The 26,299-nt window shown below is 63.7% G+C and carries 22 protein-coding genes; 11 read left to right on the top strand and 11 right to left on the bottom strand.

What is annotated here, in order from left to right; translation table 11 throughout:
- Positions 1–454 precede the first annotated feature (454 nt).
- The 7 genes from hemJ (at position 455) to ABIB06_RS14135 (ending at position 8,951) form a co-directional block, all read left to right on the top strand.
- Positions 455–889: a protoporphyrinogen oxidase HemJ gene (gene hemJ / locus ABIB06_RS14165; protein WP_247352571.1), complete on the top strand. Its 435-nt coding sequence runs from the start codon at positions 455–457 to the stop codon at positions 887–889.
- A 247-nt stretch (positions 890–1,136) separates the two neighbouring features.
- Positions 1,137–2,402 (top strand): transcription termination factor Rho, encoded by a 1,266-nt coding sequence (gene rho / locus ABIB06_RS14160; protein ID WP_247352569.1) that lies wholly within the window; start codon positions 1,137–1,139, stop codon positions 2,400–2,402.
- A gap of 329 nt (positions 2,403–2,731) precedes the next feature.
- Positions 2,732–4,090 (top strand): tRNA uridine-5-carboxymethylaminomethyl(34) synthesis GTPase MnmE, encoded by a 1,359-nt coding sequence (gene mnmE, locus ABIB06_RS14155; RefSeq protein WP_354068837.1) that lies wholly within the window; start codon positions 2,732–2,734, stop codon positions 4,088–4,090.
- A 282-nt stretch (positions 4,091–4,372) separates the two neighbouring features.
- Positions 4,373–6,253: a tRNA uridine-5-carboxymethylaminomethyl(34) synthesis enzyme MnmG gene (gene mnmG, locus ABIB06_RS14150; protein WP_354048469.1), complete on the top strand. Its 1,881-nt coding sequence runs from the start codon at positions 4,373–4,375 to the stop codon at positions 6,251–6,253.
- 99 nt (positions 6,254–6,352) lie between these two features.
- Positions 6,353–7,036: a 16S rRNA (guanine(527)-N(7))-methyltransferase RsmG gene (gene rsmG / locus ABIB06_RS14145; protein ID WP_502916536.1), complete on the top strand. Its 684-nt coding sequence runs from the start codon at positions 6,353–6,355 to the stop codon at positions 7,034–7,036.
- Positions 7,037–7,066: 30 nt separating this feature from the next.
- A complete protein-coding gene (locus ABIB06_RS14140; RefSeq protein WP_247352563.1) occupies positions 7,067–7,918 on the top strand; it encodes a ParA family protein in 852 nt (283 codons plus the stop codon).
- A 148-nt stretch (positions 7,919–8,066) separates the two neighbouring features.
- Complete coding sequence (locus ABIB06_RS14135; protein WP_247352561.1) at positions 8,067–8,951, top strand: ParB/RepB/Spo0J family partition protein; 885 nt, start codon at positions 8,067–8,069, stop codon at positions 8,949–8,951.
- A gap of 272 nt (positions 8,952–9,223) precedes the next feature.
- Here ABIB06_RS14135 and holA read toward each other — a convergent pair whose 3' ends face one another.
- From holA to leuS, 3 genes are read right to left on the bottom strand one after another with little or no spacing between them, the layout of a single operon-like run.
- Positions 9,224–10,252, bottom strand: a complete 1,029-nt coding sequence (gene holA / locus ABIB06_RS14130; protein ID WP_247352559.1) for a DNA polymerase III subunit delta — start codon at positions 10,250–10,252, stop codon at positions 9,224–9,226.
- Positions 10,253–10,299: 47 nt separating this feature from the next.
- Entirely contained in the window at positions 10,300–10,851 is a 552-nt protein-coding gene (gene lptE / locus ABIB06_RS14125) for an LPS assembly lipoprotein LptE (protein ID WP_247352557.1), read from the bottom strand.
- Positions 10,838–13,462, bottom strand: coding sequence for a leucine--tRNA ligase (leuS, locus tag ABIB06_RS14120; protein WP_247352555.1), 2,625 nt, complete (start codon positions 13,460–13,462; stop codon positions 10,838–10,840). The genes lptE and leuS overlap by 14 nt, the downstream gene beginning before the upstream one ends.
- A 193-nt stretch (positions 13,463–13,655) precedes the next feature.
- Here leuS and ABIB06_RS14115 point away from each other — a divergent pair, with 193 nt between their 5' ends.
- The gene (locus ABIB06_RS14115) at positions 13,656–14,702 is read left to right on the top strand and encodes a GGDEF domain-containing protein (RefSeq protein ID WP_354068839.1); all 1,047 of its coding nucleotides are present in this window, start codon (positions 13,656–13,658) and stop codon (positions 14,700–14,702) included.
- Between the two features lie 3 nt (positions 14,703–14,705).
- On the opposite strand, the gene ABIB06_RS14110 is transcribed toward ABIB06_RS14115, so the two are convergent.
- Positions 14,706–16,403, bottom strand: a complete 1,698-nt coding sequence (locus ABIB06_RS14110; protein WP_247352552.1) for a diguanylate cyclase domain-containing protein — start codon at positions 16,401–16,403, stop codon at positions 14,706–14,708.
- Positions 16,404–16,511: 108 nt separating this feature from the next.
- On the opposite strand from ABIB06_RS14110, the gene ABIB06_RS14105 reads away from it, so the two are divergent.
- A complete protein-coding gene (locus tag ABIB06_RS14105) occupies positions 16,512–17,201 on the top strand; it encodes a YggS family pyridoxal phosphate-dependent enzyme (protein WP_247352549.1) in 690 nt (229 codons plus the stop codon).
- 22 nt (positions 17,202–17,223) lie between these two features.
- Here ABIB06_RS14105 and ABIB06_RS14100 read toward each other — a convergent pair whose 3' ends face one another.
- Together ABIB06_RS14100 and ABIB06_RS14095 are read right to left on the bottom strand one after the other, a co-directional pair.
- Positions 17,224–17,997 (bottom strand): 2-keto-4-pentenoate hydratase, encoded by a 774-nt coding sequence (locus tag ABIB06_RS14100; RefSeq protein ID WP_247352547.1) that lies wholly within the window; start codon positions 17,995–17,997, stop codon positions 17,224–17,226.
- 6 nt (positions 17,998–18,003) lie between these two features.
- Complete coding sequence (locus ABIB06_RS14095; RefSeq protein ID WP_247352546.1) at positions 18,004–18,573, bottom strand: L,D-transpeptidase family protein; 570 nt, start codon at positions 18,571–18,573, stop codon at positions 18,004–18,006.
- 202 nt (positions 18,574–18,775) lie between these two features.
- On the opposite strand from ABIB06_RS14095, the gene ABIB06_RS14090 reads away from it, so the two are divergent.
- Together ABIB06_RS14090 and ABIB06_RS14085 are read left to right on the top strand one after the other, a co-directional pair.
- Positions 18,776–19,462, top strand: a complete 687-nt coding sequence (locus ABIB06_RS14090) for a response regulator transcription factor (protein ID WP_007598630.1) — start codon at positions 18,776–18,778, stop codon at positions 19,460–19,462.
- Positions 19,463–19,520: 58 nt separating this feature from the next.
- On the top strand, positions 19,521–19,964 hold the full coding sequence (locus tag ABIB06_RS14085) for a cyclic nucleotide-binding domain-containing protein (protein WP_247352544.1): 444 nt from the start codon (positions 19,521–19,523) through the stop codon (positions 19,962–19,964).
- Between the two features lie 54 nt (positions 19,965–20,018).
- Here the strand turns inward: ABIB06_RS14085 and xth are convergent, their stop codons facing one another.
- From xth to ABIB06_RS14060, 5 genes are all read right to left on the bottom strand, one after another.
- Positions 20,019–20,834: an exodeoxyribonuclease III gene (gene xth, locus ABIB06_RS14080; RefSeq protein ID WP_247352542.1), complete on the bottom strand. Its 816-nt coding sequence runs from the start codon at positions 20,832–20,834 to the stop codon at positions 20,019–20,021.
- Positions 20,835–20,964: 130 nt separating this feature from the next.
- The gene (locus tag ABIB06_RS14075; protein WP_247352892.1) at positions 20,965–21,720 is read right to left on the bottom strand and encodes an outer membrane lipoprotein carrier protein LolA; all 756 of its coding nucleotides are present in this window, start codon (positions 21,718–21,720) and stop codon (positions 20,965–20,967) included.
- Between the two features lie 152 nt (positions 21,721–21,872).
- Positions 21,873–24,347: a DNA translocase FtsK gene (locus ABIB06_RS14070; RefSeq protein WP_247352540.1), complete on the bottom strand. Its 2,475-nt coding sequence runs from the start codon at positions 24,345–24,347 to the stop codon at positions 21,873–21,875.
- Positions 24,348–24,356: 9 nt separating this feature from the next.
- Positions 24,357–25,571 carry an aminotransferase class I/II-fold pyridoxal phosphate-dependent enzyme gene (locus tag ABIB06_RS14065; RefSeq protein WP_247352538.1) on the bottom strand — a complete coding sequence of 405 codons (1,215 nt, stop codon included), beginning with the start codon at positions 25,569–25,571 and terminating at the stop codon, positions 24,357–24,359.
- 226 nt (positions 25,572–25,797) lie between these two features.
- The gene (locus ABIB06_RS14060; RefSeq protein ID WP_247352536.1) at positions 25,798–26,202 is read right to left on the bottom strand and encodes a GFA family protein; all 405 of its coding nucleotides are present in this window, start codon (positions 26,200–26,202) and stop codon (positions 25,798–25,800) included.
- Positions 26,203–26,299: the final 97 nt, after the last annotated feature.

The following is a 26,299-nucleotide window of genomic DNA, read 5'->3' as shown; positions in this document are numbered from 1 at the left end:
AAGCTCTTTGTATGAAGGCGGTGTGGTTTGTGGATTTCTGTGGAGCTTAACCGCTCGGAAAGGGATGTGCGACAGCAGGGGCGGGATAACCGCTAACTTTCTTCACACCACTGCCCCTGAGAACAAGTTCGACGCCCTGCCGAAAGGGAAACGGGATTGGGCCGATAACCCCCTTGATAAGCTGCCGACAGAAACGCGCAAGCCTTTGAAGCTGGTCGACTTATCGAAAGCGACCAGAGCGATCGGGTATATGTTGATGGATGTGAATAAGCGCGTGGCAACGGGCGGACTGAATTGTGTGAGTCCAATTCACCGTCACATAGACTCAAACCTTAAGAATCTAAGATTCTTATTGGAGAAGGGCGCTACGGACGGATAAGTGTGCAGGCAAGACCTTAACGGGTTCTTACTATCCCCAGTTCCCTTGCCTCGGCAGAAATCCGGACGCAGAAAAATGTTCGAAGACGTCTATCTCTGGATCAAGGCGCTGCATGTGATCGCCGTCATCTCCTGGATGGCGGGCATGCTCTATCTGCCACGGCTGTTCGTCTATCACTGCGAGGCCGAGATCGGCTCGAAACAGTCGGAAACGTTCAAGATCATGGAGCGTCGGCTGTTCAAGGCGATCATCAACCCTGCCATGATCGTCACCTGGCTCGCCGGGCTCTATCTCGCCTGGGCCGGTCACTGGTTCACCTTCGGCTGGCTGCACGTAAAACTGGCACTGGTCCTGGCGATGTCCGCGGTCCACGGCTTTTTTTCGCGATGGTTGAAGGATTTCGCCACGGACCGGCGCCCACGAAGCCAGAAATTCTATCGGATTATCAACGAGGTACCAACTGCTCTGATGATTTTGATCGTCATCATGGTGATCGTGAAGCCGTTCTAGGCAAGGATCGTGAACGATCGCTCAGCGCTTCGGCTTGCGGAGTGTGAGCCGATTTTCTATATTAGCGATATCCCACCCAACGCAGGCGGATGTGGTCGTGTCTGAGCTTTCCAAAAGCCGGACACCCCATCAGGTTTGAAGCCTCACCGGCGCTCTCCTTGCCAGACCTGCGGACCTTACATTCTCGCGTCCGCATTTCAGAGCCTCCTCGCACCCCCTCCCCAGGTTACCCCACAGGACCACCCCAATGCGGGAAATTAAACTCCAGGACCTCAAGTCGAAGACGCCGGCCGAGCTCGTCTCGTTCGCGGAAGAGAACGGGGTCGAGAATGCCAGCACCATGCGCAAGCAGGAGCTGCTGTTTGCCATCCTCAAGCAGCTTGCGATCGCCGAGACCGACATCGTCGGCGAAGGCGTCGTCGAGGTTCTCTCCGACGGCTTCGGCTTCCTGCGCTCGCCCGATGCGAATTATCTGCCGGGCCCGGACGACATCTACGTTTCGCCGTCGCAGATCCGCCGTTTTGGCCTGCGCACCGGCGACACCATCGAAGGCCACATCCGCAGCCCGAAAGAGGGCGAGCGCTACTTCGCGCTGCTGAAGGTCAACACGCTCAATTTCGAGGACCCGGAAAAGGCCAAGCACAAGGTCAATTTCGACAACCTCACGCCGCTGTTTCCGAATCAGCGTTTCCGCATGGAAATCGACGATCCGACGCGGAAAGACCTGTCTGCAAGGGTGATCGACATCGTCGCGCCGATCGGCAAGGGCCAGCGCGCGCTGATCGTCGCGCCACCGCGCACCGGTAAAACCGTGCTGATGCAGAACATCGCGCATTCGATCGCGCATAATCATCCTGAGTGCTATCTGATCGTGCTCTTGATCGACGAACGTCCGGAAGAAGTCACGGACATGCAGCGCTCGGTGAAGGGCGAGGTCGTCTCCTCGACCTTCGACGAGCCGGCGGTGCGCCACGTCCAGGTCGCCGAGATGGTGATCGAGAAGGCCAAGCGGCTGGTCGAGCATGGCCGCGATGTCGTGATCCTGCTCGATTCGATCACGCGCCTCGGCCGCGCCTACAACACCGTGGTGCCGTCATCCGGCAAGGTGCTGACCGGCGGTGTCGACGCCAACGCGCTGCAGCGGCCGAAGCGCTTCTTCGGTGCCGCCCGCAACATCGAGGAGGGCGGCTCGCTGACGATCATCGCGACCGCGCTGGTCGATACCGGCAGCCGCATGGACGAAGTCATCTTCGAAGAGTTCAAGGGCACCGGTAACTCCGAGCTGATCCTCGACCGCAAGGTCTCGGACAAGCGGACCTTCCCGGCGATCGACATTTCGCGCTCCGGCACCCGCAAGGAAGAGCTGATCACCGATTCGGTGGTTCTGAAGAAGATGTACGTGCTCCGGCGCATCCTGAACCCGATGGGTACGATGGATGGCATCGACTTCCTGCTCGACAAGCTGCGCTCGACCAAGAGCAATTCCGAGTTCTTCGACTCGATGAATACCTGAGCCAGGGTGCAGCGTGGAAATCAGAGGGCGCCTCCGGGCGCCCTTTTCTATTGTGCGGCTTTGTTGCAGCGAAGGTGCAGCATGGTCGGGCATTTTCGGCTTAACCAGATTTATCATAAGTCGCTGATATTGTTATGAAATAATAGAATTCTGGAATGCCATTTTAGCTGGCGGCTTAATCGGCGGCGAGCAATTTTGCAGCAAACCTCGTCCCAGACATATTGCATCGCAATATGGATTTTGCTGCGGGAATTGGGGCAGCAAAGCAACGCGATCCCTCGCCCCGCAACGGATGTTTGCCTTTTCCCCATCAGCCGGACAAATAGGCCATGCATCCGCGAGACCAGACCATCTTTGCATTGTCGTCCGGCCGCCCGCCGAGCGCGCTCGCGGTGGTGCGTGTCTCCGGGCCCGGCGCCAGCCTGGCGCTGACAACGTTGGCAGGTAAACTGACGATGCCGCGGCAGGCCAGCCGCCGGCTGCTTCGTGACGGCGCGGGCCAGCCGATCGACGACGCGGTGGTGCTGTGGTTCCCGGGGCCGGCCAGCGCGACCGGCGAGGACGTCGCCGAATTTCACGTCCATGGCGGCCGCGCGGTGCTGGCTGCACTCCTCGCCGCTATTTCCGTAATTCCGAATATGCGCGCCGCCGAGCCCGGCGAGTTCACGCGGCGCGCGTTCGAGAACGGCAAGCTCGATCTGACCGAGGCGGAAGGCCTCGACGATCTCATTCATGCCGACACCGACCGCCAGCGCCGCCAGGCGCTACGGCAGTTGCAGGGTCTCCTCGGTAATCGCGCGCGTGACTGGCGTGAGCGCATCATCGAGGCCTCGGCCTTGATCGAGGCCGGCATCGATTTCTCCGACGAGGGCGATGTGCCCGCCGAGTTGAGGGCGCCTGCGGTCAAGGCGATCGAGGCTCTGCACGGCGAAATCGCAGAAGTCCTTGCGGCACAGGGACAAGCTGAACGGCTGCGCGACGGTCTGGTGGTTGCGATTGCGGGCGAGCCGAATGTCGGCAAGTCGACACTCATCAACCAGCTCGCGCGCCGCGACGTCGCGATCGTCTCGCCGCATGCCGGCACCACGCGTGATGTGATCGAAGTGCAGCTCGATCTCGACGGCTATCCCGTCACGGTGATCGACACCGCCGGCATTCGCGAGACCGATGATCCGGTCGAGCAGGAGGGTGTCCGCCGGGCGCGAGCGCGGGCCGAAGACGCCGACCTCGTGTTGTGGCTGGTGGAGGGTGGCAGCGCTGTCGATCCGGACGCGATGGGGTCGCTGGGGAAGTCCGGCAGCGGGAGCAGTCCCTCCAGCGGCTCGGTCTGGATCGTGCGCAACAAGATCGATCTCAGCGGAGACAAGGACGCCGGGCCGCGCGGCGGGTTCGGAATCTCAGCGAGCCGGGGGGACGGCATTCCCGAGCTGGTCGATGCCCTCGTGAAATTCGCCGCTGACTTCTTCGGAACGACCGAGGGCGCCTTGGTGACCCGGGCCCGCCAGCGGGATCTGCTGCGCCGGGCGTCGGACAGCTTGCGCCGGAGTCTGGAGCTTGTAGAAGAGGGCGAGGAGCTTGCCGCCGAAGAACTGCGTGCTGCCGCCTATGCCTTGGGCCGGCTGTTGGGTCGGGTGGACGTCGAGGACGTCCTCGGGGCGATTTTCCAGAAATTCTGTATCGGAAAGTAGGGCTAGTTCTTCATTGTAGGACTAGATTGTAGGACCAGCTCTTGTTCCACTCTTTGGACTTTGGCTGAGGAAGAGTGGAGTTCCATGTGTTTCACGTGAAACATTGGCTCTTTGACTCGTTTTGCTTCGTGAAAAACAGGAGGCGGAACAAGGCACTGTCTACTGTGCATGGGGTTGTTTTCACGAACAGCGTTCTGGCCTCGAAGTTCCGTTTCACGTGAAACAGCATCCTCATTCAGTTTCCACTTCCGGCTTCCCGGCCTCTGGGATACAAGTCCGCCTATGCGAACAGAGCGAGAGAGCTTCGACGTCATCGTGATTGGCGGCGGTCATGCCGGCTGTGAGGCCGCGGCTGCTTCTGCCCGCATGGGCGCAGCGACCGCTCTGGTGACGCATCGATTCTCCACGGTCGGTGCGATGTCCTGCAATCCCGCCATCGGCGGTCTCGGCAAGGGCCATATGGTTCGTGAGGTCGATGCCCTTGATGGTCTGATGGGCCGCGTCGGCGATGCCGGCGGAATCCAGTTCCGTGTTCTCAACCGCCGCAAGGGACCGGCTGTCCGTGGACCGCGCGCGCAGGCGGACCGAAAGCTCTATGCCGCCGCGATGCAGACGGCGATCCGGGAGACCGAGGGTCTTTCCGTTGTCGAGGGCGAGGCGGACGAGCTGATCGTGATCGAGGGCCGCGTGACCGGCTTGCGTCTAGCGGATGGGCGCGAACTTCGGGCAGGGGCCGTGGTCGTCACCACCGGCACCTTCCTCCGCGGCCTGATCCATCTCGGTGAGAAGAACTGGCCGGCCGGCCGGGTTGGCGAGCCTCCTGCGATCGGCCTTTCGACCTCCTTTGAGCGAGCCGGGTTCACCCTTGGACGGCTCAAGACGGGGACTCCGCCGCGTCTGGATGGTACGACGATCGACTGGTCTGCCGTCGAGATGCAGCCGGGCGACGAGCCTCCGGAGCCGTTTTCGGTGATGACCGAGCGGATCACCACGCCGCAGATCCAGTGCGGGATCACCCGGACCACGTCCGCGACCCACGAGGTGATCCGGGCCAATGTGCATCGTTCCCCGATGTACTCCGGCCAGATCAAGAGCTCCGGACCGCGCTATTGCCCCTCGATCGAGGACAAGATCGTTCGCTTCGGCGATCGCGACGGTCACCAGATCTTCCTGGAGCCGGAAGGTCTCGACGATAGCACTGTCTATCCCAACGGCATCTCGACTTCGCTGCCGGAGGAGGTCCAGCTCGCCATCCTCGCAACCATTCCCGGCCTGGAGCGGGTGAAGATGGTCCGGCCGGGCTATGCCATCGAATACGACCACGTCGATCCCCGGGAGCTCGATCCGACCCTCCAGACCAAGCGTCTTCGCGGTCTATTCCTGGCCGGGCAGATCAACGGCACGACCGGCTACGAGGAAGCCGCCGGCCAGGGCATCGTGGCCGGGCTGAATGCGGCGCTGGCCGCCAGCGGCGCCGAACTGACGGTGTTCGATCGTGCCGATGGCTATCTCGGTGTGATGATCGACGACCTCGTCACCCGCGGCATCAGCGAACCCTATCGGATGTTCACCTCAAGGGCCGAGTACCGGCTGACGCTGCGCGCCGACAATGCCGATCAGCGTCTGACCGAGAAGGGTATCGCCTTGGGCTGCGTTGGCAGCGCCCGGACGCTGCATCATCGGGCCAAGATGGACGCCCTGAATGCGGCACGAGTGCTATCGAAGTCACTGACGATCACCCCGAACGAAGCCATCAAGCACGGGCTGTCCCTGAACCGGGATGGCCAGCGTCGATCGGCCTTCGAGCTGATGGCGTATGCCGACATCGGCTGGAGCCAGGTCCGCGCAATCTGGCCGGAGCTCTCTGCCATTGATCCCGTCATTGCCGCCCATCTCGAGATCGATGCCAAGTACGATGTCTATCTGGAGCGCCAGAGCGCGGACGTCGAAGCCTTCAGGCGGGATGAGGGGATGGTGCTGTCGGACGTCGATTACCAGCAGGTCCCCGGTCTTTCCAATGAGGTCCGGGCCAAGCTGGAGAAGACGCGGCCGTTCACCGTCGGCCAGGCCGGCCGGATCGACGGCATGACTCCGGCGGCGCTCGGCATCCTCGCGGCCTATCTTCGCCGTGAGGCGCGGAAGGCTTCCAAAGCAATCGCATAGGCGTTTCACGTGAAACAACGCGGGCCGGGCGGCGGCAGATCGTCATCAGGAAAACCCTCGGCGGGCGAGGGCACTGGTCTTCGCTCCGAACCGGCGCCGATCAGGCCGAAGCTCGACAAGGCCAGCGCCAACGATCAGTCGCTGGACTCCATCGTCGCTGCCGACAAGATCGCGGCGCTCAAGCTCGCGCCCGTTTCACATGAAACGGAAGCCCGGCTCGATCGCTACATCGCACTGCTCCGGGAATGGCAAGCCAAGACCAACCTCGTCGCGCCCTCGACGTTGCCGCATCTCTGGACCCGGCACATCGCCGACTCGCTTCAGCTCGTGGCGCTCGCGCCGTCGGCCAAACGCTGGGCCGACCTCGGCAGCGGCGGCGGTTTTCCTGGGGTCGTCCTCGCCTGCGCCATGGCGGGGACCGCCGACGCGAGCGTCCATCTGGTCGAGCGAACCGCCAAGAAGGCGGCCTTCCTGCGCGAAGCTATTCGCGTCACGACATCTCCGGGAGTCGTACATCTCGCCGAGATCGGGGATAATGTGGATAGAATCACCGGCCCGGTCGATTGCGTCACCGCGCGTGCGCTGGCTCCGCTACACCAGCTCATCGGCTTTGCGGAGCCGCTGATGCGCCAGGGCGCAAAAGCGTTGTTTCTCAAGGGTCAAGATGTAGAGTCTGAATTGACCGAAGCCACTAAATATTGGAATATTCAGCCGCAGCTCCACCAAAGCCGGACAGGTGACGGTTGGATCGTCGAGCTGGCTTCCGCCGAACGGCGCGGGTGAGGCGTTCAGGGGTCGAGTGGGGAATTTGCGATGAGCGTGATTGACGAACCGCAGCAGGAACAGACCGCCGTCCCCCAGGGCCATCCGCGCATCCTGGCGCTGGCGAATCAGAAGGGCGGCGTGGGAAAGACAACCACGGCGATCAATCTCGGCACGGCGCTCGCGGCGATTGGCGAGCGCGTCCTGATCGTCGATCTCGATCCGCAGGGCAACGCCTCGACCGGCCTCGGCATCGATCGCCGCAACCGCTCCTGCTCGACCTATGACGTTCTGGTGGGCGAGGCGAGCTTGCGAGAAGCGGTGGTGTCGACTGCCGTGCCGCGGCTGCATATCGCGCCCTCGACCATGGATCTCTCCGGCCTCGAGCTCGAGCTCGGCACCACGCCCGGTCGTGCCTACAAGCTGCGTGACGCGATCAGCACGCTCAACAACAACGTCTCGCCCGACGCCGATTACACCTACGTGCTGATCGACTGTCCACCCTCGCTCAACTTGATCACTGTGAACGCGATGGCGGCTTCCGACGCGATCCTGGTGCCGCTGCAGTGCGAGTTCTTCGCGCTCGAAGGTCTGTCGCAATTGCTGCAGACGGTGGAGCAGGTGCGCTCGACGCTCAATCCGAACCTGTCGATCCACGGCATCGTGCTGACCATGTTCGACTCGCGCAACAACCTCTCGAACCAGGTCGTTGCCGACGTCCGGCAGTTCATGGGCGAAAAGGTCTACAAGACCATGATCCCGCGCAACGTGCGCATCTCGGAGGCGCCGTCCTACGGCAAGCCGGTGTTGGTCTACGATCTCAAATGCGTCGGCAGCGAAGCTTACTTGCGGCTCGCCACCGAAGTGATCCAGCGCGAGCGCGAGCTGCGGACGACGCATTGAGGTGCGCTAATTCGTAGGATGGGTAGAGCGCAGCGAAACCCATCATCGAACGCGCCAACAGCGATGGGTTTCGCTTCGCTCTACCCATCCTACAAGTTTCGAGAATTCAGTTCTGGAGTGCTGCACCGTGAATCCAAGGGAGCTGACAATGGCCGATGAAGCGCGTTCGCGATTGGGCCGGGGTCTTGCGAGTCTGATCGGGGACGTCGGCGGCGAGGCTCAGCATGTCGACCGCCCGCGCGCGCAGCGCAAGGTGCCGATCGAATTCATCAAACCCAATCCGCGCAACCCGCGCCGCGCTTTTTCGGAGGCCGAGCTCAAGGAGCTCTCTGACTCCATCAAGCAGCATGGCGTGATCCAGCCGATCGTGGTGCGTCCGGTGAAGGGCGGGCAGGACCGCTTCGAGATCATCGCGGGCGAACGGCGTTGGCGTGCCTCGCAGATGGCCGGCCTGCACGAAGTGCCGATCGTCCCCGTCGACATCAGCGACAGCGATGCGCTGGAGTTCGCGATCGTCGAGAACGTGCAGCGCGAAGACCTCAACCCGATGGAAGAAGCGCTCGGATATCACGCGCTCGCCAACGAGTTCAAACGCAGCCAGGACGACATCGCCAAAGTCGTCGGCAAGAGCCGCAGCCACATCGCCAACATGATGCGGCTGACGAAGCTGCCCGACGAGGTGCAAGCCTTGATCACGAGCGGCGAGCTGACCGCAGGTCACGCCCGTGCGCTGATCGGCGTGCCCGATCCGCTCGCGGCTGCCAAGCGCATCGTCGAAGAGGGCCTCAACGTCCGCCAGACCGAGGCGCTGGCGCACGAAGAGGGCGTGCCGGAACGCAAGCCGCAGAAGGCGCGCACGGGGGCGAAGGAAAAGGACCCCGACACGGTCGACCTGGAGAAGCGCGTCAGCGACGCGCTCGGCCTCAAGGTCACGGTGAGCCACCGCGACCCCGGCGGCTCGGTCCAGATCAATTATCGCAATCTCGACCAGCTCGACGAGGTAATGCGGCGGCTGGCGAAGGGCGCGCTGTAGGCCGTCATTCGTACTCTCTTACCCTCACCCTGAGGAGCTGCGAAGCAGCGTCTCGAAGGGCAAGGGCCCGGGCCTTCATCCTTCGAGACGCGCGCAAGAGCGCGCTCCTCAGGATGAGGAATTAACGCCCATCCACACGTCATTGCGAGCGCAGCAAAGCAATCCAGAATCTTTCTGCGGAGAGACTCTGGATTGCTTCGTCGCTTGCGCTCCTCGCAATGACGAGGGGAGAGAGAGACACTCTCGCAATGACGCGCGGAGAGAACGGAAGTTCAGCCCCGCCGCTTCGCGTTCGCGGCGATCGACATCAGCGTGCGCTGGGCGATGGCGGCGGCGAGGGTGGATTGCTTGCGGGTGTCGAGCGCAGCGGTCGCGAGCTGCTCGATGATGGCGGCGAGCCGCGCCACGCTGAAATTGCGCAGCGCGGTTTCGACCGCGGGCTTTCGTGAAAAATGCAGGCGCGGATAGCCGCCGTCGAGCACCGCGGAAGCGGGCGTGCCGTCGGCGATTGCGAGCGCCGATTTGTGCAGCCACGCCGCCTGACGCAGCGCCGCAGAGATGATCACGCCTGGATAGGTGCCGGCGATCATGGCTTTGGCGAACTCGTTCTCGACGATCTCGGGCCGGCCGGCGAAGGCGCCGTCGACGATCGGATCGAGTTTCAGCTCCGACGCATCGGCGACGACGGCCATCACGTCGTCCAGCGTGATCTCGCCCTTGCCATGGGCATAGAGGGTGAGCTTGCGCAGCTCGTTGCGCGAGGCCTGGCGGTCGCCGCCGAGGAACGACATCAGCGCCGCGCGGGCGTCCTGCGCGATGCGCAGATTGGCGATGCGGAGCTCGTCTTCCATCAGCTTGGCCAGGTCGCGCTCGGTGTCGGGATAGCAGGCCATCGCGACGGCCGTCTTGGCACGCTCGCAGGCCTTGCGCAGTGGCGATTCCGGACGCAGCTCGCCGGCCTCGATCACGATGCGGCAATCCTTCACGCCCATCTCCGCCAGCGTGTCGATGCCGCTGGCAAAGCTTCGCGAGCCGGCGCGGATGCGGATGGCGCGGCGGCCGCCGAACAGCGGCACCGTCATCGCTTCGTCCACGAGCCGGGACGGCTCGGCGGAGAGCTCGTCGCCATCGAGCTTGACCAGCGAGAAGGGATCGTTGGGATCGTCGACAGCCGAGGCGATCAGCGCATCGGCGCGTTCGCGCACGAGGCCGGCATCGGGACCATAGAGCAGGATGATCGGACGGCCCGCATCGGGGCGGGCGAGAAAGGCGTCGATCTCTTTTCCGCGCAGCGCGACCATGTTGCCTGAGGTTCGTCGTTCCGGGTGCCCCGGAATGACGGGATGAATTAAGTGCCCGCGGTGAAGAACGAGGCGAGGCGCGTCGTGATGTTCTCGGCGATCTCGTTGGCGGCGCGATCCTCGGCATCACGTACCGCGCGGTTGCGGCTGAAGCGCTGATAGGAGCCGGGCATGTCGTAGGACACGCGCGAGAACGTGGTGCCGGTCATCACCGACTTCCCGCTGACGACCTCGATCAAATTGTACTGGGCGTCGAGGCCGTAGTTTTCGCTGCTCGGCAGGCCGGTATTGGCATCGACGATCAGCGACGACTTGCTGCTTGAGAAGCGGATCTCAAGGCGGTGGGTCGGCGGCATGCCGGTGGCGGTGCCATAGAGCTTAAAGGCCAGCGCGTTGCGGACCTCGACGCCGACGCGCGCCTCGCGGGAGGCATTCGCCTTGGCGATCGGGGGCAGATCGACCCCCATCAGCTTCTCGCGCAGGCCGGGGGTGCCGTCGGTGCGCTCGGCATACATCGGCTGGAAGCAGCCGGCCGTCAGGGCCGCCAGGGCGGCGACCGCCAGCAAGCGGGCTGCGATGCGGATCCTAGCCGACAACATTCACGATCCTCTTGGGGACGATAATCACCTTGCGGACGGGCTTGCCGTCCAGAGCCAGTTTTACCGCATCGAGGGCCAAAACGGCAGCCTCGATTTCCGGATTCTCGGCCGCTGTTGCAACTGTGACCTCGCCCCGCTTCTTGCCGTTGACCTGGACCACCAGGGTCACGCTGTCTTCAATCAGCAAATCGCGTTCGATTTGGGGCCAATTGGCCTCGGAAACCAGCCCGCTGTGGCCCAGAACCTGCCAACACTCCTCGGCCAGGTGCGGCATCATCGGGGAGAACAGCTGGACCAGGATCTGGCTGGCCTCCCGGATCGCCCAGACGAGGTCGGGGGTGGGCTGGCCGGGGCGCTGCAATACTTCCGAAAACGTATTGGCGAACTCGCGGATATGGGCGAGGCAGACGTTGAAGTGCAGCCGCTCGATTCCGGTGGTGACCTTGTCCAACGCGCCATGGGCGGCCTTGCGCAAGGCGGTGGCGTCCGGGCCGAAGCTGGCCGGGCGAGCCGTCGGCGCGGTCTTGCCCAGTTTCATGGAGTCGTTCACCAGCCGCCACAGCCGCTGCAGGAAGCGCGAGGCGCCCTGAACGCGCTCGTCGCTCCAGATCACGTCGCGGTCAGGCGGGGAATCCGACAGCATGAACCAGCGGGCGACGTCGGCGCCGTAGGTCTCGATGATGTCGTCGGGGTCGACCGTGTTCTTCTTCGACTTCGACATCTTCTCGATCGGGCCGATCTGGATGTCTTCGCCTGAGGTCAGCAGCGTCGCGCGGCGGCCGTTGGCGCCGGTCTCGACCTTGACCTCGACCGGTTGCACATAGGTGCCGTCGGCCTTCTGATAGGTCTCGTGCACCACCATGCCCTGCGTGAACATGCCGGCGAACGGCTCGTCCAGCGCAATGTGCCCGGTCGCCTTCATCGCACGCGTGAAGAAGCGGCTGTAGAGCAGATGCAGGATCGCGTGCTCGACGCCGCCGATATATTGGTCGACCGGCAGCATCCGGTTGGCGACCTCTGGAGTCGTCGGCGCGTTCTCGTTCCAGGGATCGGTGAAGCGCGCAAAGTACCAGGACGAATCCACGAAGGTGTCCATGGTGTCGGTTTCGCGTTGCGCCTTGCCGCCGCATTGCGGGCAGGTCACGTGCTTCCAGGTCGGATGATGATCGAGCGCGTTGCCGGGTTTGTCGAAGGTCGCATCATCAGGCAGTATGACGGGCAGGTCGGCGTCCGGCACCGGCACCACATCGCATTTGGGGCAGTGGATGATCGGAATCGGGCAACCCCAATAGCGCTGGCGCGAAATGCCCCAGTCACGCAGGCGGAAGTTCACCTGGCGCTCGCCGACCGGCGCGTTGCCGCGCAGCTCGGTTTCGAGACGCTTCGCCACGTCTTCCTTGGCCTGATCGATGGTCATGCCGTCGAGGAAGCGCGAATTGATCATGCGGCCGTCACCGTCATAGGCGGTGTCGGTGATGACGAACGATTTCGGATCCTGGTCCTCGGGGCACACCACCGGAATGTTGCCGAGACTGTACTTGTTGACGAAGTCGAGGTCGCGCTGGTCATGCGCGGGGCAGCCGAAGATGGCGCCGGTGCCGTATTCCATCAGCACGAAGTTGGCGACATAGACCGGCAGCTTCCAGGACGGATCGAACGGGTGGACCGCACGGATGCCGGTGTCAAAGCCCTGCTTCTCAGCGGTGTCGATGACTTCCTGCGCGGTGCCGATCTTCTTGATCTCGGCAATGAACTCGGCAAGTTTCGGATTCTTCGCCGCGGCGGCCTGCGCCAGCGGATGATCGGCCGAGATCGCCATGAATTTTGCGCCGAACAACGTGTCCGGGCGCGTCGTGAAAATCTTCAGCTCGCTCTCGCCGGCCGGCGTCGTCGCCGCATCGAGCGCGAAGCGGATCAACAGGCCTTCCGACCGGCCGATCCAGTTGCGCTGCATCAGCCGCACCTTGTCGGGCCAGCGGTCCAGCGTATCCAGTGCCGACAGCAGCTCCTGCGAGTACTTCGTGATCTTGAAGACCCACTGGCTCATTTCCCGTTGTTCGACAACGGCACCCGAACGCCAGCCTTTGCCGTCGATCACCTGCTCGTTGGCGAGCACGGTCATGTCGACGGGGTCCCAGTTCACCTTGCGCTTTTCGCGCTCGGCGAGGCCTTCGCGCAGGAAGTCCAGAAACATCTTCTGCTGGTGCTTGTAGTAACTGGGATCGCAGGTCGCGATCTCGCGGCTCCAGTCCAGCGACAGCCCGATCGAGCGGAGCTGCTTCTTCATCGCGGCGATGTTGTCGTAAGTCCAGGCCTTCGGCGCGACCTTGCGCTCGATGGCGGCGTTCTCGGCCGGCAGGCCGAAGGCGTCCCAGCCCATCGGATGCAGCACGTTGAAACCCTTGGCGCGCATGAAGCGGGCCAGCACGTCGCCGAGCGTGTAATTGCGGACATGGCCGATATGGATGCGCCCCGACGGGTAGGGGAACATCTCCAGCACATAGTATTTCGGCCGCGAATCGTCGTTCTTGGAGACGAAGATTGCCTGTTGGTCCCAGGCGGCTTGCCAGCGCGGTTCGGAGTCGCGGGCGTTATAGCGTTCGGAGGTCATGGAATCGTTTGGGTTTTCGTGGGTTCGGCCGTCTAAAGACGGCGGACTAGGCCATAGAAGTCCTCAAGGGGTCAATGGGTTGCCGCAATTTGGGAACCTTCGGCGCTGCACCGCATAACTACTGAGGCCGCGTTGGGGTGTGATTAAGGGGTCGATGCCAGTTTGCGACCGACCAGAACTCTCAAGACTTGTGATGGACGCCAGCTTCGACGATCCCGATTACGACTATGCCGCGTCCATTGCCGGACGGGCGATGCGGAACATGGCCGAACAGCGGATCCCTGCAACGCCGACCAATTTCGCCGTCTGGTTCCAATATTTCGCGGGAAGCCATGACGATCTGCGCAACGCGATCGATCTCCTGATCGACCACAATCGACCCTTCGACGTCAGGACCAATCAGGATCTTTTCGAGACCTACGTCGCGCCCCAGGTGAGCGCCATCGTCGTCGACACGTCCGAGCGGCTCCACACCCTTATGGGCGCGGCGAAGGATTTTCTCGCGACTGCGATTGCCGACAATCACTCCCAGATGCAAGCGATCAACGAGGTCGCCGACCAGGGCAACGCCGGTGTCGACCCCAAAGCGCTGGTTGCCCAGCTCATGAACGAGTTGGGCCGCGCGGCCACCCGCGCGACGCGGCTCGAGGCGGGCTTTGCGGAAAAGACCCGCGAGCTCGACGTGATCCGCGACTCTCTCTCCAAATCCGAGGAGCGTGCCCGGACCGATACACTCACAGGCCTTGCAAACCGGCGGGCGCTCGATGGATTCCTGCGCAAGGTGCAGGCGACTGCGGATTGGGGCGAGCCGTTCAGCGTGCTGATGCTCGACATCGACCACTTCAAGACCTTCAACGACAGTTTCGGCCACGGCGTCGGCGACCAGGTGCTGCGCCTGATGGCAAAGGTGTTGCGCGAAAAGGTCCGCGAGCAGGATCTATCGGCGCGCTACGGCGGCGAGGAGCTGATCGCGGTGCTGCCGGATGCCGATCTGGCCGCCTGCGCCGAGGTCGCTGAGCGAATCAGGCGAGCAATCGCGGAATCCAGGATCACCCGTCGCTCGACCGGCGAGGTCCTGCCTGACATCACGGTTTCGATCGGCGTGGCGCAGTATCGGATCGGCGAGGCAACCGCCGACCTCATCGAGCGCTGCGACCGCGCGCTCTATCTTGCGAAGAACGGCGGCCGCAATCGTGTGGTGACGGAGATCGAGCTCGATCGCGCCGCGGCCGCGGGTTAACCCTCAACCGGCCATCATCATTTCCGCCGCGCCGTTGTCGATCACGGTGATGCCGTGCTCGACGACGTTGTTGCGGCCGCGGTGTTTGGCGGCGTAGAGCGCGGCGTCGGCGGCTTCGATCAGATCGCCGGGGCGCAGACTCTCGTTTGGCTTTGCCGCGGCAACACCGATCGAGACGGTGACGATCATGTGGGCGGAAGTGATGTGCGGTAGGCACAGCTTCAATACGGCCGCGCGGGCCTGCTCGCCGATTTCGACGGCGCGCGCCACGTCGGTGTTCGGCAGCAACAGGCAGAATTCCTCGCCGCCATAGCGGGCCGCGAAGCCCATCGTGTCGGCGGCGATGCCGGACAGCGACTCGCCGAGCCTGGTCAGGCAAGAATCGCCTTCGAGATGACCATAGGTGTCGTTGAACAGTTTGAAATGGTCGACGTCGATCATCAAAAGCGCGAGTTCGCTGCCATATTGCTGCGCGCGCATCCATTCGAAGTCGAGCCGGCTCTGGAAGCCGCGGCGGTTGGCGAGCCCCGACAACATGTCGATCGAGGCCATCACCGTGAGCCGGTCGTTGCTCGCCATCAGCTCGCGTTCGCGCTGGCTCAGCTGCGCGGCCATCGCATTGAACGCGCGGGCCAGCGGCACGAACTCGGCCGGCAGACGATTGCGCGCAGCGCGCGCCGACAGATCGCCCTCGCCAAGGCGCTTGGCCATATCGGCCAGCATCTCGATCGGCTTGATCACCAGCTTTTCGGCGGCGATCAGCGCGCCGAGCAGGACGAACACGACGACGAAAGCGAGCTGGAGATAAGCAGTGCGGATGTCGCGGCTCACGGCCGCAGACACCTTGTCCTCGTCGATGCTGGCGATCAGGCGGGCATTGGTGCCGGCGATGCGGATATAACTGACCGCGCGGCGGGAGCCGTCGGCGGCGAGGAAAGACAATGCGCCCTCGTCCTGGTCCGACCGCAGCGCCTTGTCGGCGATCGCGGACATCAGCGGCATGTTGTCGAGCGGACGGCCGACCGCGCTGTGCTGGTCGGCCGGTGCCGCCAGCACGGTGCCGGCGCTGTCGACCAGGACGGCGGTGATGCCGGCGCGGCCACCCAGATTGCTCATGACCTTCGACATCCAGTCGAGGTTGACGGTGGCAAGCACGACGGCATCCGTGACGCCGCTGAAGGCAGACACCGGGTAAACCGCCATCACGGTCGGCGCCAGCACCGGCCGCGACAGGATGAAGTCGCTCAGCACGAAGCGGCCGGTTTCCTGTGCCTGCTGGAAGTAGGGCCGGTCACTGAGATCGAGGCCGACATACATGTTGTTGGTGGCGCACTGGATGCGGCCGTCCTGGCCGGCGATCAAAAGCGTGCGGATCCATGGAAGATTCGACGGCAGGCTCGCGCGCAGCACGTCACAGCTCTTGCTGATGCCGCCGGCGGAGGCGCGGATGAAGGCTTCAGATTTCAGGATGGTCTCGACTGACGAGATCACCTCGCGCTGGGCGTCGGCGCTGTGCCTTGCGACGGTGGTGAATTCAGCTGCGGCCTGCGCGATCTGCTTCGTGCGCGTGTTTTCGAGCGAACGGATGCGCTCGAACATCAAGGGCGCCACCAGAATTACCGCGAGCAACGCAAGCCGCGCCCGGATTCCGAGAACCTGCTTGAGTTTCGCTCGTTTGCGGTTGAAACTGACGTTTGCCATCTTCGCTGCCCACCCCGCGGCCAAGGTAAAGCGAAGGGTTCAAAAACTCTTTCTTGAACTCGGTAAAATTAGAACTAGCTCCGCAACAACCAGTACCCATGCGACATCATGACTGAAGCCAACGCCGCGCCGGTAACCGGCCATTCACCAAACGCGCTCGCCGCGGTCGAAGCCGAAATCGCGCGCGCCTGCGCGGATGCGCGGCGCGAACGTGCCTCCGTGACGCTGATCGCGGTCTCGAAAACTTTCGCAGCAGATGCAATTACCCCGGTCATCGACGCCGGACAGCGCGTATTCGGTGAGAATCGCGTGCAGGAGGCCAAGGGCAAATGGCCCGCGTTAATTTCTGTTTACTCCGATATTGCGCTGCATCTGATCGGGCCGCTGCAATCCAACAAGGCGAAAGAGGCCGTGGCGCTGTTCGATGCCATCCATTCGGTCGACCGCCCGAGCATTTGCCAAGCGTTAGCCAAGGAAATCGAATCTCAGGACAAGCACCCGGAACTGTTCGTCCAGATCAATATCGGCGAGGAGCCGCAGAAGGCCGGCATTGCCCCCGGGGAGGCCGACGCCTTCATCGCGAGCTGCCGCGACACCTACGGGCTGACGATCTCCGGGTTGATGTGCATCCCGCCGGTGGACGAGCCGCCGGCGGCGCATTTCGCGCTGACCGCCAAGATCGCCGCGCGCAATGGATTGAACAAGCTCTCGATGGGCATGAGCGCGGATTTTGCGACCGCCATCATGCTCGGCGCCACGCATGTGCGGGTGGGAAGCGCGATCTTCGGGCACCGGTAATTTCGCCGGGGGCGCGTAGCGCCTACGCGAATCCCACCGACACCTTTCCCAGCACCCCAAAATCCACCGCAAAATGATCGCCGGCCTGGAGCGGCAGCGGCGGATGGCACGTGCCCGTGGTCACCACCTCCCCTGCCCGCAAGGTGATGCCGAGGCCACGCAGCTCGTTGGCCAGCCAGACCAGGGCGATTCGGGGGTCGCCGAGCACGTTCTTGCCGTGGCCGAGATAGCGCTCGCCGCGTAGCGTGATCTGCGGCCGCTCCTCGACGAGATCCATGGCGCGCCAGTTCGTAGTGGTCGCCGCACCCAGCACGAACAGATGCGCGCAGGCATTGTCGGCGATGAGCTGCGCCTCGCCGGCGCCTGCGAAATCGGCAAAGCGCGAATCGGGAATCTCGATTGCAGGATGCAAGCCGTCCACGGCGGCCAGCATCTCGTCGACAGTGTACGCCGCCGCGCGCGGCGGCAGATCGCGTCCCATGCGGAAAGCGAACTCAGGCTCGCCGACGCGCATCGCGTTGCCCTTCATCGCAGCCGTGCCGCCATCGGCGATCACGGTGTCGCTCATGATGCGACCGGCCAGCGGTCCCGCGACATTGATGTGCTTTTGTCCGGACGCGCTTGTCGCTGCGATCTTCCAGCCGAACAATGTCCCGCTGAGCGCAGCCTGCACGGCGTAGCCCTCAGCGCGGCCCTGTGGCCGCAACCGTGGCTCCAGCGCGTCAAGCTTGGTGCCGTCGCGCCAATGTTGAACGAGGACGCGCGATGTGGCGGCGATCTGATCCCTGTCGAGCATGTATCCTCACCCGATGATGATTTTTGTTTTTGGTCCCAGCCGCCGCAGCAACTGTCGCATCGCCGCTTTGGTCATCGCGACGCAGCCTGCGGTCGGGCCGAAATTGTCGCGGGCCAGATGCAAGAACACTGCGCTGCCGCGGCCGGCGATGCGCGGCCTCGTGTTGTGGTCGATTTCGATGATGAAGTCATAGAGATGATCGGTCCGCTTGAGCCGGTCGCCGCCCTGCCCCTCGCCGAGCCGGATTCCCTGATTGTAATGACGGTCCCCGGGATCCTCGCACCAGGCGTCCGTGTCGCCGATGCTCCTCGCCGGCAAGAAAGTCTGCGGGCGGCTGTGCCGGTCGCCCCGCCACCACAAGCGCCTGGGACGGAAGCTGCCCCTCGGGGTGCCGCCATCGCCCTCGCGCTTGTTGGCCAGAATGCCGCCCCGCCCCAGCGCAACCGGAATCGTCAGCGCCCCCGCGGTCAGCCAGCCCCGGCATGGATTCCCCGCCGCAGGCTTAACGCGGATCGCGGATAATGGTCCGGCGCCTCGGTTCATGGTGTAACTAGCTGAAGCAGCTTTGTTTTTCATGTGAACGTGCAATGTCGAATTCATTACAGGACATTCATCGAAGCGCCCTGCTATTCTGGGTTAGAGTGGTTCTGGCTTGTGAATCGGTAACAGCCCACTACTTCAACACGAACAACAATAATAACAGCGACCCCTAAACTTCCCTCTCGGCTGGGTGCAGCATGGATGCGCGCCGCGCCGGACCCCAAAAGGATGACCCCCTATGGCCAATGCCCGCAAGATCCTGATCGTGGATGACGATACCGATCTGCGCGATACGTTGGTGGAGCAATTATCGCTGCACGAGGAATTTGAAGCCTCCGCCGTCGATACCGGCGCCAAGGGCGCGAGCGCCGCGAAGGCCAATGCTCCCGATCTCGTTCTGATGGATGTTGGCCTGCCCGACACCGATGGCCGTGAAGTGGTCCGTTCCTTACGCAAGGGCGGGTTCAAGGCTCCGATCATCATGCTCACCGGGCATGACACCGATTCCGACACGATTTTGGGGCTGGAATCCGGCGCCAACGATTATGTCGCAAAACCCTTCCGCTTCGCGGTTCTGTTGGCTCGTATCCGCGCCCAACTCCGCCAGCACGAAGCCAGCGAGGACGCGGTGTTCTCGGTCGGCCCCTATTCTTTCCGGCCCGGCTCCAAGATGCTGACCGCCGCCAATGCACGCAAGGTCCGGCTGACGGAGAAGGAAACCGCCATCCTCCGCTTCCTCTACCGGGCCGGCCAGATGCCGGTCTCGCGCGAGACCCTGCTCCAGGAGGTCTGGGGCTACAATTCCGGCGTCACCACCCACACGCTGGAAACCCACATCTACCGCCTTCGCCAGAAGATCGAGAAGGACGCCGCTAACCCCGAGATCCTGGTCACGGAAGCCGGTGGCTACAAGCTGGTGCCGTGATACGCTTCAGGGGCGTGCGAATCGTTTTAGATCGCGTGCCTTTGAGCCTCGGACCTGAATGTCAATCGACGACGATGTAGTGCTTCTCGAGCGTGTCCCGACACTGCGCCTGTTGGGAGACGCTTCGTTGCGCATGCTGGCGATCGGCTCCGAGCAGCGTGACTTCGTCCGCGGCGACGTCCTGTTCAATCTCGGCGACGATGCCGATGCCGGCTTCGTGGTCCAGCGCGGCGCCTTCCGGGTCGACGACGGTGCCGGCGCGGAGATGATCGCAGGTCCCGGTGCTCTGATCGGCGAGCTGGCGCTGGTGGTACCGATGAAGCGTCCGTCGAGCGCGATCGCACTGGAGCACGCCACCGTCATCCGCGTCGCGCGCAGCCTGTTTCAGCGCGTGCTCGAAAGCGACCCTGCCGCCGCCGTCCGCCTTCGCGACGAATTCGCGGTTCGCTCCAGCCAGATCGCCAGCGATATCCTGATGGCGGGCGCGAAGCTGACGTCGTAGTCCTGAGAAGCATCCGTAGCCCGGATTTCGCTGCGCTCCATAAGGGCTGCAAGATCACACCTCCAGCGTCACCGTGACCGGCACATGGTCCGACGGCCGCTCCCAGCTCCGCGCATCGCGAAGAATCTTGAAATCGCTGACCGTATCCTTCAGCGCGCGCGAGACCCAGATGTGGTCGAGCCTGCGGCCACGGTCGCCGACGGTCCAGTCCGCGGAGCGATAGCTCCACCAGGTATAGACTTTCTCCGACATCGGAATGCGCTCGCGGGCGACGTCAACCCACTCGCCGGCGACGAGCGCGGCTTGCAGCTTCTCGGTTTCGACTGGCGTGTGCGAAACCACTTTCAGAAGCTGCTTGTGCGACCAGACGTCGTTCTCATGCGGGGCGACGTTGAGATCGCCGACCAGGATGTGGCGATCCTCGCCGCGCGGATGCAGCGGCTCGCACGCCTTCATCTCGTCGAGAAAGCGGAGCTTGTGATCGAATTTCTCGTTCAGCGCGGGATCGGGAATGTCACCGCCGGCCGGCACGTAGAAATTATGCACCACCAGGGGCTTTGCGATCCCGGCCTTCTCTCCGAACGACACCGAGATGTGGCGTGAATCCACCTTGTCGCAGAAGGTGCGGATGTCCTTCGACTCGAATGGAATCCTCGAGACGATGGCGACGCCGTGATAGCCCTTCTGCCCGTTCAGCGCGACGTGCTCATAGCCGAGCCGCTTGAAGCGCTTCAACGGAAAAGCGTCATCGATGCACTTGGTTTCCTGGAGACACAGCACGTCCGGTCGCGCGCTCTTGAGAAATTTCGCGACCAGATCGATGCGCAGCCGCACCGAATTGATGTTCCAGGTTGTCAGGGAAAAACGCATGAGATTGATCTAACAAACTCCATCCGTCCTGGCCGGGCTTGACCCGGCCATCCACGCCTTTTTGTAGGTCCAGAACGTGGATGCCCGGGACAAGCCCGGGCATGACGATCGTCGGAGCAGCGAGTAGGTCTCAGCCCGGCGCGGGGCCGTAATTGGTGAAGTCGATCTTGAACATGCCGGGATCGAGCTTCTTGCTCGTGTCGAGATTGTAGACCGCGATCGTGGTGTCGTAGCCCTGCGGGTCGGTGACGGTCCATTGCTTGAGCTGGCCGTCCTTGGCGCCGAACATCAGCATCAGGCGGCTGGTGCCGACCAGCGCCTGCTTCTCCTCGATGGTGACGCTGACGAAGACGTCGTCGGCCGAGACGTTGACGACGTTGGTGTCCTTCATCAGGTCGATGCGGTCGGACAGCAGGAACCGCAGCGGCGTCTGCGACAGCGGATAGACGTCCTGTGTCGCGAGCTTGCGGTCGCGCACCACCAGCGACGATCCGTCGGCGACGATGTCGATCGGGCTCGGCGCGTCATATTCGAAGCGCACCTTGCCCGGCTTCTGGATGTAGAAGTCGCCTTGCGTCTTGCTGCCGTCGGGACCGACCTGAACGAAATTCCCAACCAGCGTCGACAACGACGACAGGTAGGCGCTGACCTTGGCGGCCTGGGCCTTCTGATTGGCATCGAAGGTCTGGAAGATGCTGCTCGGCACGTTGCGGCGCGGATCCGGAATCACCGGATTCGGCGGCGTCTGGGTCGCGCCGGTGATCGACGGGCCCCCGGCGGTGGCACCGCCATCGCGGCCCTTCGGCGCGGGCTTCGGCACGGGAACGGTCTGCGCGAATGACGTCGCGGTCACCATCGCGGCGGTGACGAGAAGCACGCCGGCCATGCGCGCGCTTCGCGCAGCGACGATGGCAGCGAATCGAATGTCCGGATGTCTGATCAACGCGTCGTCCTGTGTGGCTGGGCGCCCTTTTAGCGTGATTTCGGCCAAAAGCAGATAACGTTTTTGCGTGAAATGGTCGTCTGAGGCGGCTCGCCTCACATATGGCTGTCTTCTTCCTCGACCAGAATCTCGCGCTTGCCGGCGTGGTTGGCGGGTCCGACGATGCCTTCCAGTTCCATGCGCTCCATCAGCGATGCGGCGCGGTTATAGCCGATTTGCAGGCGGCGCTGGATGTAGCTGGTCGAGGCCTTGCGGTCGCGTTTGACGATGGCAACGGCCTGCGAGAACAGATCGCCGCCGCCGTCCGCACCCATGCCGGAGGCGTCGAACACCGCGCCATCCTCGCCCTCGGTGGGCTCTTCGGCGGTAACGGCTTCGAGATATTCCGGCTGTCCCTGCGTCTTGAGGTGGCGCACGACCTTCTCGACTTCCTCGTCCGACGCGAAAGGTCCGTGCACGCGGCTGATGCGACCGCCGCCGGCCATGTAGAGCATGTCGCCCTGGCCGAGCAGCTGCTCGGCGCCCATCTCGCCCAAAATGGTGCGGCTGTCGATCTTGGACGTCACCTGGAAGGCGATGCGGGTCGGGAAGTTCGCCTTGATGGTGCCGGTGATGACGTCGACCGACGGCCGCTGCGTCGCGAGGATCACGTGCAGGCCGGCGGCGCGCGCCATCTGCGCGAGGCGCTGCACCGCGCCTTCGATGTCCTTGCCGGCAACCATCATCAGATCGGCCATTTCGTCGACGATGATGACGATGTAGGGCAGCGGGTCGAGCGAGAGTTTCTCTTCCTCGTAGATCGCCTTGCCGGTCTCCTTGTCGAAGCCGGTGTGCACCGTGCGGGTGGGCTCTTCGCCCTTGGCCTTCAATTCGAGCAGGCGCGTGTTGTAGCCGTCGATGTTGCGCACACCGAGCTTGGCCATGTTCTTGTAGCGCTCTTCCATCTCGCGCACGGCCCATTTCAGCGCGACCACCGCCTTCTTCGGGTCGGTCACGACCGGCGTGAGCAGGTGTGGAATGCCGTCATAGACGGAGAGCTCGAGCATCTTCGGATCGACCATGATCAGTCGGCACTGGTCCGGGCGCAGCCGATAGACCAGGCTGAGGATCATGGTGTTGATGGCGACCGACTTGCCCGAGCCGGTAGTGCCGGCGATCAGCATGTGCGGTGTGCGTGCGAGGTCGATGATGACGGGGTCGCCGCCAATGGTCTTGCCGAGGCAGAGCGGCAGCTTCGCGACCGTGTCGATGGTTTCCTTGGCCACCAGCAGCTCGCGCAAATAGACTTTTTCGCGATGCGCGTTCGGCAGCTCGATACCGATGGCATTGCGGCCCGGCACGACGGCGACACGCGCCGACAGCGCACTCATCGAACGGGCGATGTCGTCGGCCAAGCCGATCACGCGCGACGACTTGATGCCCGGCGCCGGCTCCAGTTCGTACAGCGTGACGACGGGACCCGGATTGGCTTTCGCGATGTCGCCGCGCACGCCGAAATCCTGCAGCACGCCTTCGAGTGCGCGCGAATTGGCTTCCAGCTCGGCCTTGCTGAGAGGCTGGCGATCGCCGGCCTTGGGGGCGGCCAGTACGGACACGGACGGAAGCTCGAACTTGTCGGAGGATTTCCTGGAAGCGGCCTTCGGCGCAGCCTTTTTGCGCGGGGCGCGCGCGGCCGGCTCCTCCTCTTCTTCCTCCTCGTCCTCTTCTTCGTGATCGTCCTCGCGGTGCTCGTCTTCGGACTGCGGCGAGATCGGCGGCGCGGCGCGGCCGCCACCGAGATTCGGCTCATGGCGGCTGAACGCAACGGCCTTGGTCTTCGGTCCGCTCGAGACCAGCGAGCGATAGGCGGCGCCGAGCAGCCAGATCAGCCGCGCCTTCGTGCTCATCAATGCGTGGAACAGCCAGCCCAGCGACACCGAACCGCGATCGCTGTCCTCGTCCTGGTCGAGCGGCTTGTCGTCATCCTCGATCTCCGCGAGCTCGTCGTCATGCTCGCGCGCGCCGAGGCCGCAGGCGATCAGGAAGGTCGCCGCCATCGCGGCGAACAGGATCGTGCCCAGCACCATGCGATAGATCGTGCCCGGCGGTCCGAAAATCACCGCGGGCGCGCGCACCAGGGCATCGCCGACCACGCCGCCGAGGCCGGTCGGCAGCGGCCAGGCGCCGCCATGCGGCCAGCAGCTGACGAAGCCTGCCGCGATCACCGTGCAGAGAATCCAGGAGCCGAGCCGCAGCGCCTCGCGGTCGAACGGACGATGGGTCAGCATGCGCCAGCCCCAGACCGCGACGGTCAGGACCAGCATGATCGCGCCGAGCCCGAGGATCTGCATCGCAAGGTCGGCGCCGATTGCGCCGCCATAGCCGAGAATGTTGCGGATCGGCCGCGACGTCGCGTGGCTGAGGCTCGGATCCTGCACCGACCAGGTCATCATCGCCGCCGAGGCGACGCCCGACAAGGTGATCAGGCCGAGACCGCTGAGCTCGCGCACACGCCGCGCCAGCCCCTCGCGGATCGAGGGCGGCAGATGGCCGACCAAGGGAATGACACGTTCGATTGCCGACATGCTCATGGGCCCCGCCTAACCCAGAGTCTCGACCAGACGGTGCAGAGCCTGCGCCGTGGTCTCGCCATCCTGCACCAGTGCGAGGCGAATGTAGCCTGCCCCGGGATTGAAGCCGTCGGGCTGGAGCCGCGCCAGATAGCTGCCGGGCACCACGCGCACGCCTGCTTCCGTGAAGAGTTTTAGACACACAGACACGTCGTCGCCGATTTCGGACGTGTTGAGCCAGACGCAGAAGCCGGCATCGGGCCTGCGATAATCGTAACGATTGCCGATGATCTGGTCGGCGAGATCGAACTTGATCCGGTAGAGCCTGCGATTCTCCTCGACATGCGCCTCGTCGCCGTAAGCAACTGTCGCGACATGCTGGAGCGGAACCGGCACCTGCGGCGCCGCAATGTTGCGCAGCTCGAGGAACATGCCGATGAACTTTTTGTCGCCGGCGGCAAAACCGACGCGCATGCCCGGCAGGTTGGAGCGCTTCGATAGCGACTGGAACGCAACCACGCGGGTGAAGTCGGGGCCGGCGCATTCCAGCGCACTGCCGGGCGCCTCGAGGGTGTAGATTTCCGAATAGCACTCGTCGCTGAGGATCACGAAGCCGTAGCGATCGGCGAGGCTCTTCAGGCGCGTGAAATAATCGCGCGACGCGACCGAGCCCTGCGGATTGGCGGGTGACGCCAGATAGAACGCCACCGTGCGCGCCAGCGTCGCCTCGTCGATCGCGTCGAGATCGGGCAGAAAACCGTTCTCGACCGTGGTCGGCAGAAAGATTGGCTCGCAAGCGGCGGCGCCGGCGCCGGCGCCATAGACCGGATAGAACGGGTTCGGCATCAGGATGGCGGGTTTGCCGGGACGCGGGCCGACATAGCGCGCGGCCGCGATCGCGGCGAGGAACAGCCCCTCGCGGCTGCCATTGAGGACGAGAATCTCGCTCTCGGGGTCGAGCGGCCGCGGCAGCTTGAAGCGCGACGACAGCCAAGCGCTCGCTGCCTTGCGGAACGGGTCGGTGCCCTTGTTCGCGGGGTAGCGGCCGAAATCGGCGATGTGCTTGGCCAGCACCGGGCCGACGAAGTCCGGCACCGGATGCTGCGGTTCGCCGACCGCAAGCGAAATCAAGGGCTTGCCGGGTTGATGCGGCGCCAGCAGCTCGTTCAGCCGGACGAAGGGCGAGCGTTCGGTATCGGAGCTTCCACCGGCCTGCGGCGCGCGGGATGAAGCGGTCATAGCCATTCTGGGCGCCAGCACTCTCGGAACAGCCGGTCGCATGGATACGCCGGCGGGGAAGCGGTTCAGTTCACCATAGATAGGGCGAGGTTAAGACGCGATTAACCATCGGTCGCCGCCTCCGTCCAGGGCAGGAATAATGCGGCCGGATAACAACGAGATGCATGGCCGCGCTGGCGCGGACCGCGGCAAGCAACCGATGCGCCGGACCTCTCAGCGACCCCGCCGGCGCCTAATGACCCGGCAGCTTCTCGAATGTCGCCATGCCCGCGGGGATCGCGTGAAACTCCTGCTTGTCGCAGGTGTAGATCGCCATCTGCGGATGGAACTGTTTTGGCTCGTCCAGCGTACCGACCTTCACGATCGTCGCCGGCAGTCCCGGCACTTTCGTCACCAGATGCGTGCCGCATTCGGCGCAGAATTCGCGCGTGACGGCGCGCTCGAGGTCCTTGCGCGTGAACTGCTTGGGCTGCCCGGTGATGTAGCTGAAGCCGGCCGCCGGCATCGCGATGAAGGTGTTGGGCGCGCCGCCCGAGATGTACTGGCACTCGCGGCAATGACACTGGGCCTGCATCATCGGGTCGCCCTCGGCGACATAGCGCACTTCGCCGCAATAGCATCTGCCTTCCAAACGCATGACGACCTCCCGATTGTTGTTTCTTGTGGTCGATATTTCTGCGCCGGCTGCCTGGAATGGCAATCTTTTTCTTTCGCCTGGACGGACCAAGACAGAC

The sequence above is a fragment of the Bradyrhizobium sp. LB8.2 genome (assembly GCF_040548035.1).
Taxonomy (GTDB): domain Bacteria; phylum Pseudomonadota; class Alphaproteobacteria; order Rhizobiales; family Xanthobacteraceae; genus Bradyrhizobium.
The sequence above is the reverse complement of the archived record's forward strand: the minus strand, read 5'-3'. Positions and strand labels throughout refer to the sequence as shown.

Coding starts and splice junctions, on each gene's coding strand:
- ABIB06_RS14065 (WP_247352538.1), bottom strand. CDS start 25,571: ATGGCTATGACCGCTTCATCCCGCGCGCCGCAGGCCGGTGGAAGCTCC.
- ABIB06_RS14115 (WP_354068839.1), top strand. CDS start 13,656: ATGGACGCCAGCTTCGACGATCCCGATTACGACTATGCCGCGTCCATT.
- ABIB06_RS14075 (WP_247352892.1), bottom strand. CDS start 21,720: ATGGCCGGCGTGCTTCTCGTCACCGCCGCGATGGTGACCGCGACGTCA.
- ABIB06_RS14085 (WP_247352544.1), top strand. CDS start 19,521: ATGTCAATCGACGACGATGTAGTGCTTCTCGAGCGTGTCCCGACACTG.
- ABIB06_RS14090 (WP_007598630.1), top strand. CDS start 18,776: ATGGCCAATGCCCGCAAGATCCTGATCGTGGATGACGATACCGATCTG.
- hemJ (WP_247352571.1), top strand. CDS start 455: ATGTTCGAAGACGTCTATCTCTGGATCAAGGCGCTGCATGTGATCGCC.
- ABIB06_RS14100 (WP_247352547.1), bottom strand. CDS start 17,997: ATGCTCGACAGGGATCAGATCGCCGCCACATCGCGCGTCCTCGTTCAA.
- lptE (WP_247352557.1), bottom strand. CDS start 10,851: ATGTTGTCGGCTAGGATCCGCATCGCAGCCCGCTTGCTGGCGGTCGCC.
- xth (WP_247352542.1), bottom strand. CDS start 20,834: ATGCGTTTTTCCCTGACAACCTGGAACATCAATTCGGTGCGGCTGCGC.
- ABIB06_RS14140 (WP_247352563.1), top strand. CDS start 7,067: ATGAGCGTGATTGACGAACCGCAGCAGGAACAGACCGCCGTCCCCCAG.
- ABIB06_RS14110 (WP_247352552.1), bottom strand. CDS start 16,403: ATGGCAAACGTCAGTTTCAACCGCAAACGAGCGAAACTCAAGCAGGTT.
- holA (WP_247352559.1), bottom strand. CDS start 10,252: ATGGTCGCGCTGCGCGGAAAAGAGATCGACGCCTTTCTCGCCCGCCCC.
- ABIB06_RS14105 (WP_247352549.1), top strand. CDS start 16,512: ATGACTGAAGCCAACGCCGCGCCGGTAACCGGCCATTCACCAAACGCG.
- rho (WP_247352569.1), top strand. CDS start 1,137: ATGCGGGAAATTAAACTCCAGGACCTCAAGTCGAAGACGCCGGCCGAG.
- ABIB06_RS14070 (WP_247352540.1), bottom strand. CDS start 24,347: ATGAGCATGTCGGCAATCGAACGTGTCATTCCCTTGGTCGGCCATCTG.
- mnmG (WP_354048469.1), top strand. CDS start 4,373: ATGCGAACAGAGCGAGAGAGCTTCGACGTCATCGTGATTGGCGGCGGT.
- leuS (WP_247352555.1), bottom strand. CDS start 13,462: ATGACCTCCGAACGCTATAACGCCCGCGACTCCGAACCGCGCTGGCAA.
- ABIB06_RS14095 (WP_247352546.1), bottom strand. CDS start 18,573: ATGAAAAACAAAGCTGCTTCAGCTAGTTACACCATGAACCGAGGCGCC.
- ABIB06_RS14060 (WP_247352536.1), bottom strand. CDS start 26,202: ATGCGTTTGGAAGGCAGATGCTATTGCGGCGAAGTGCGCTATGTCGCC.
- mnmE (WP_354068837.1), top strand. CDS start 2,732: ATGCATCCGCGAGACCAGACCATCTTTGCATTGTCGTCCGGCCGCCCG.
- ABIB06_RS14135 (WP_247352561.1), top strand. CDS start 8,067: ATGGCCGATGAAGCGCGTTCGCGATTGGGCCGGGGTCTTGCGAGTCTG.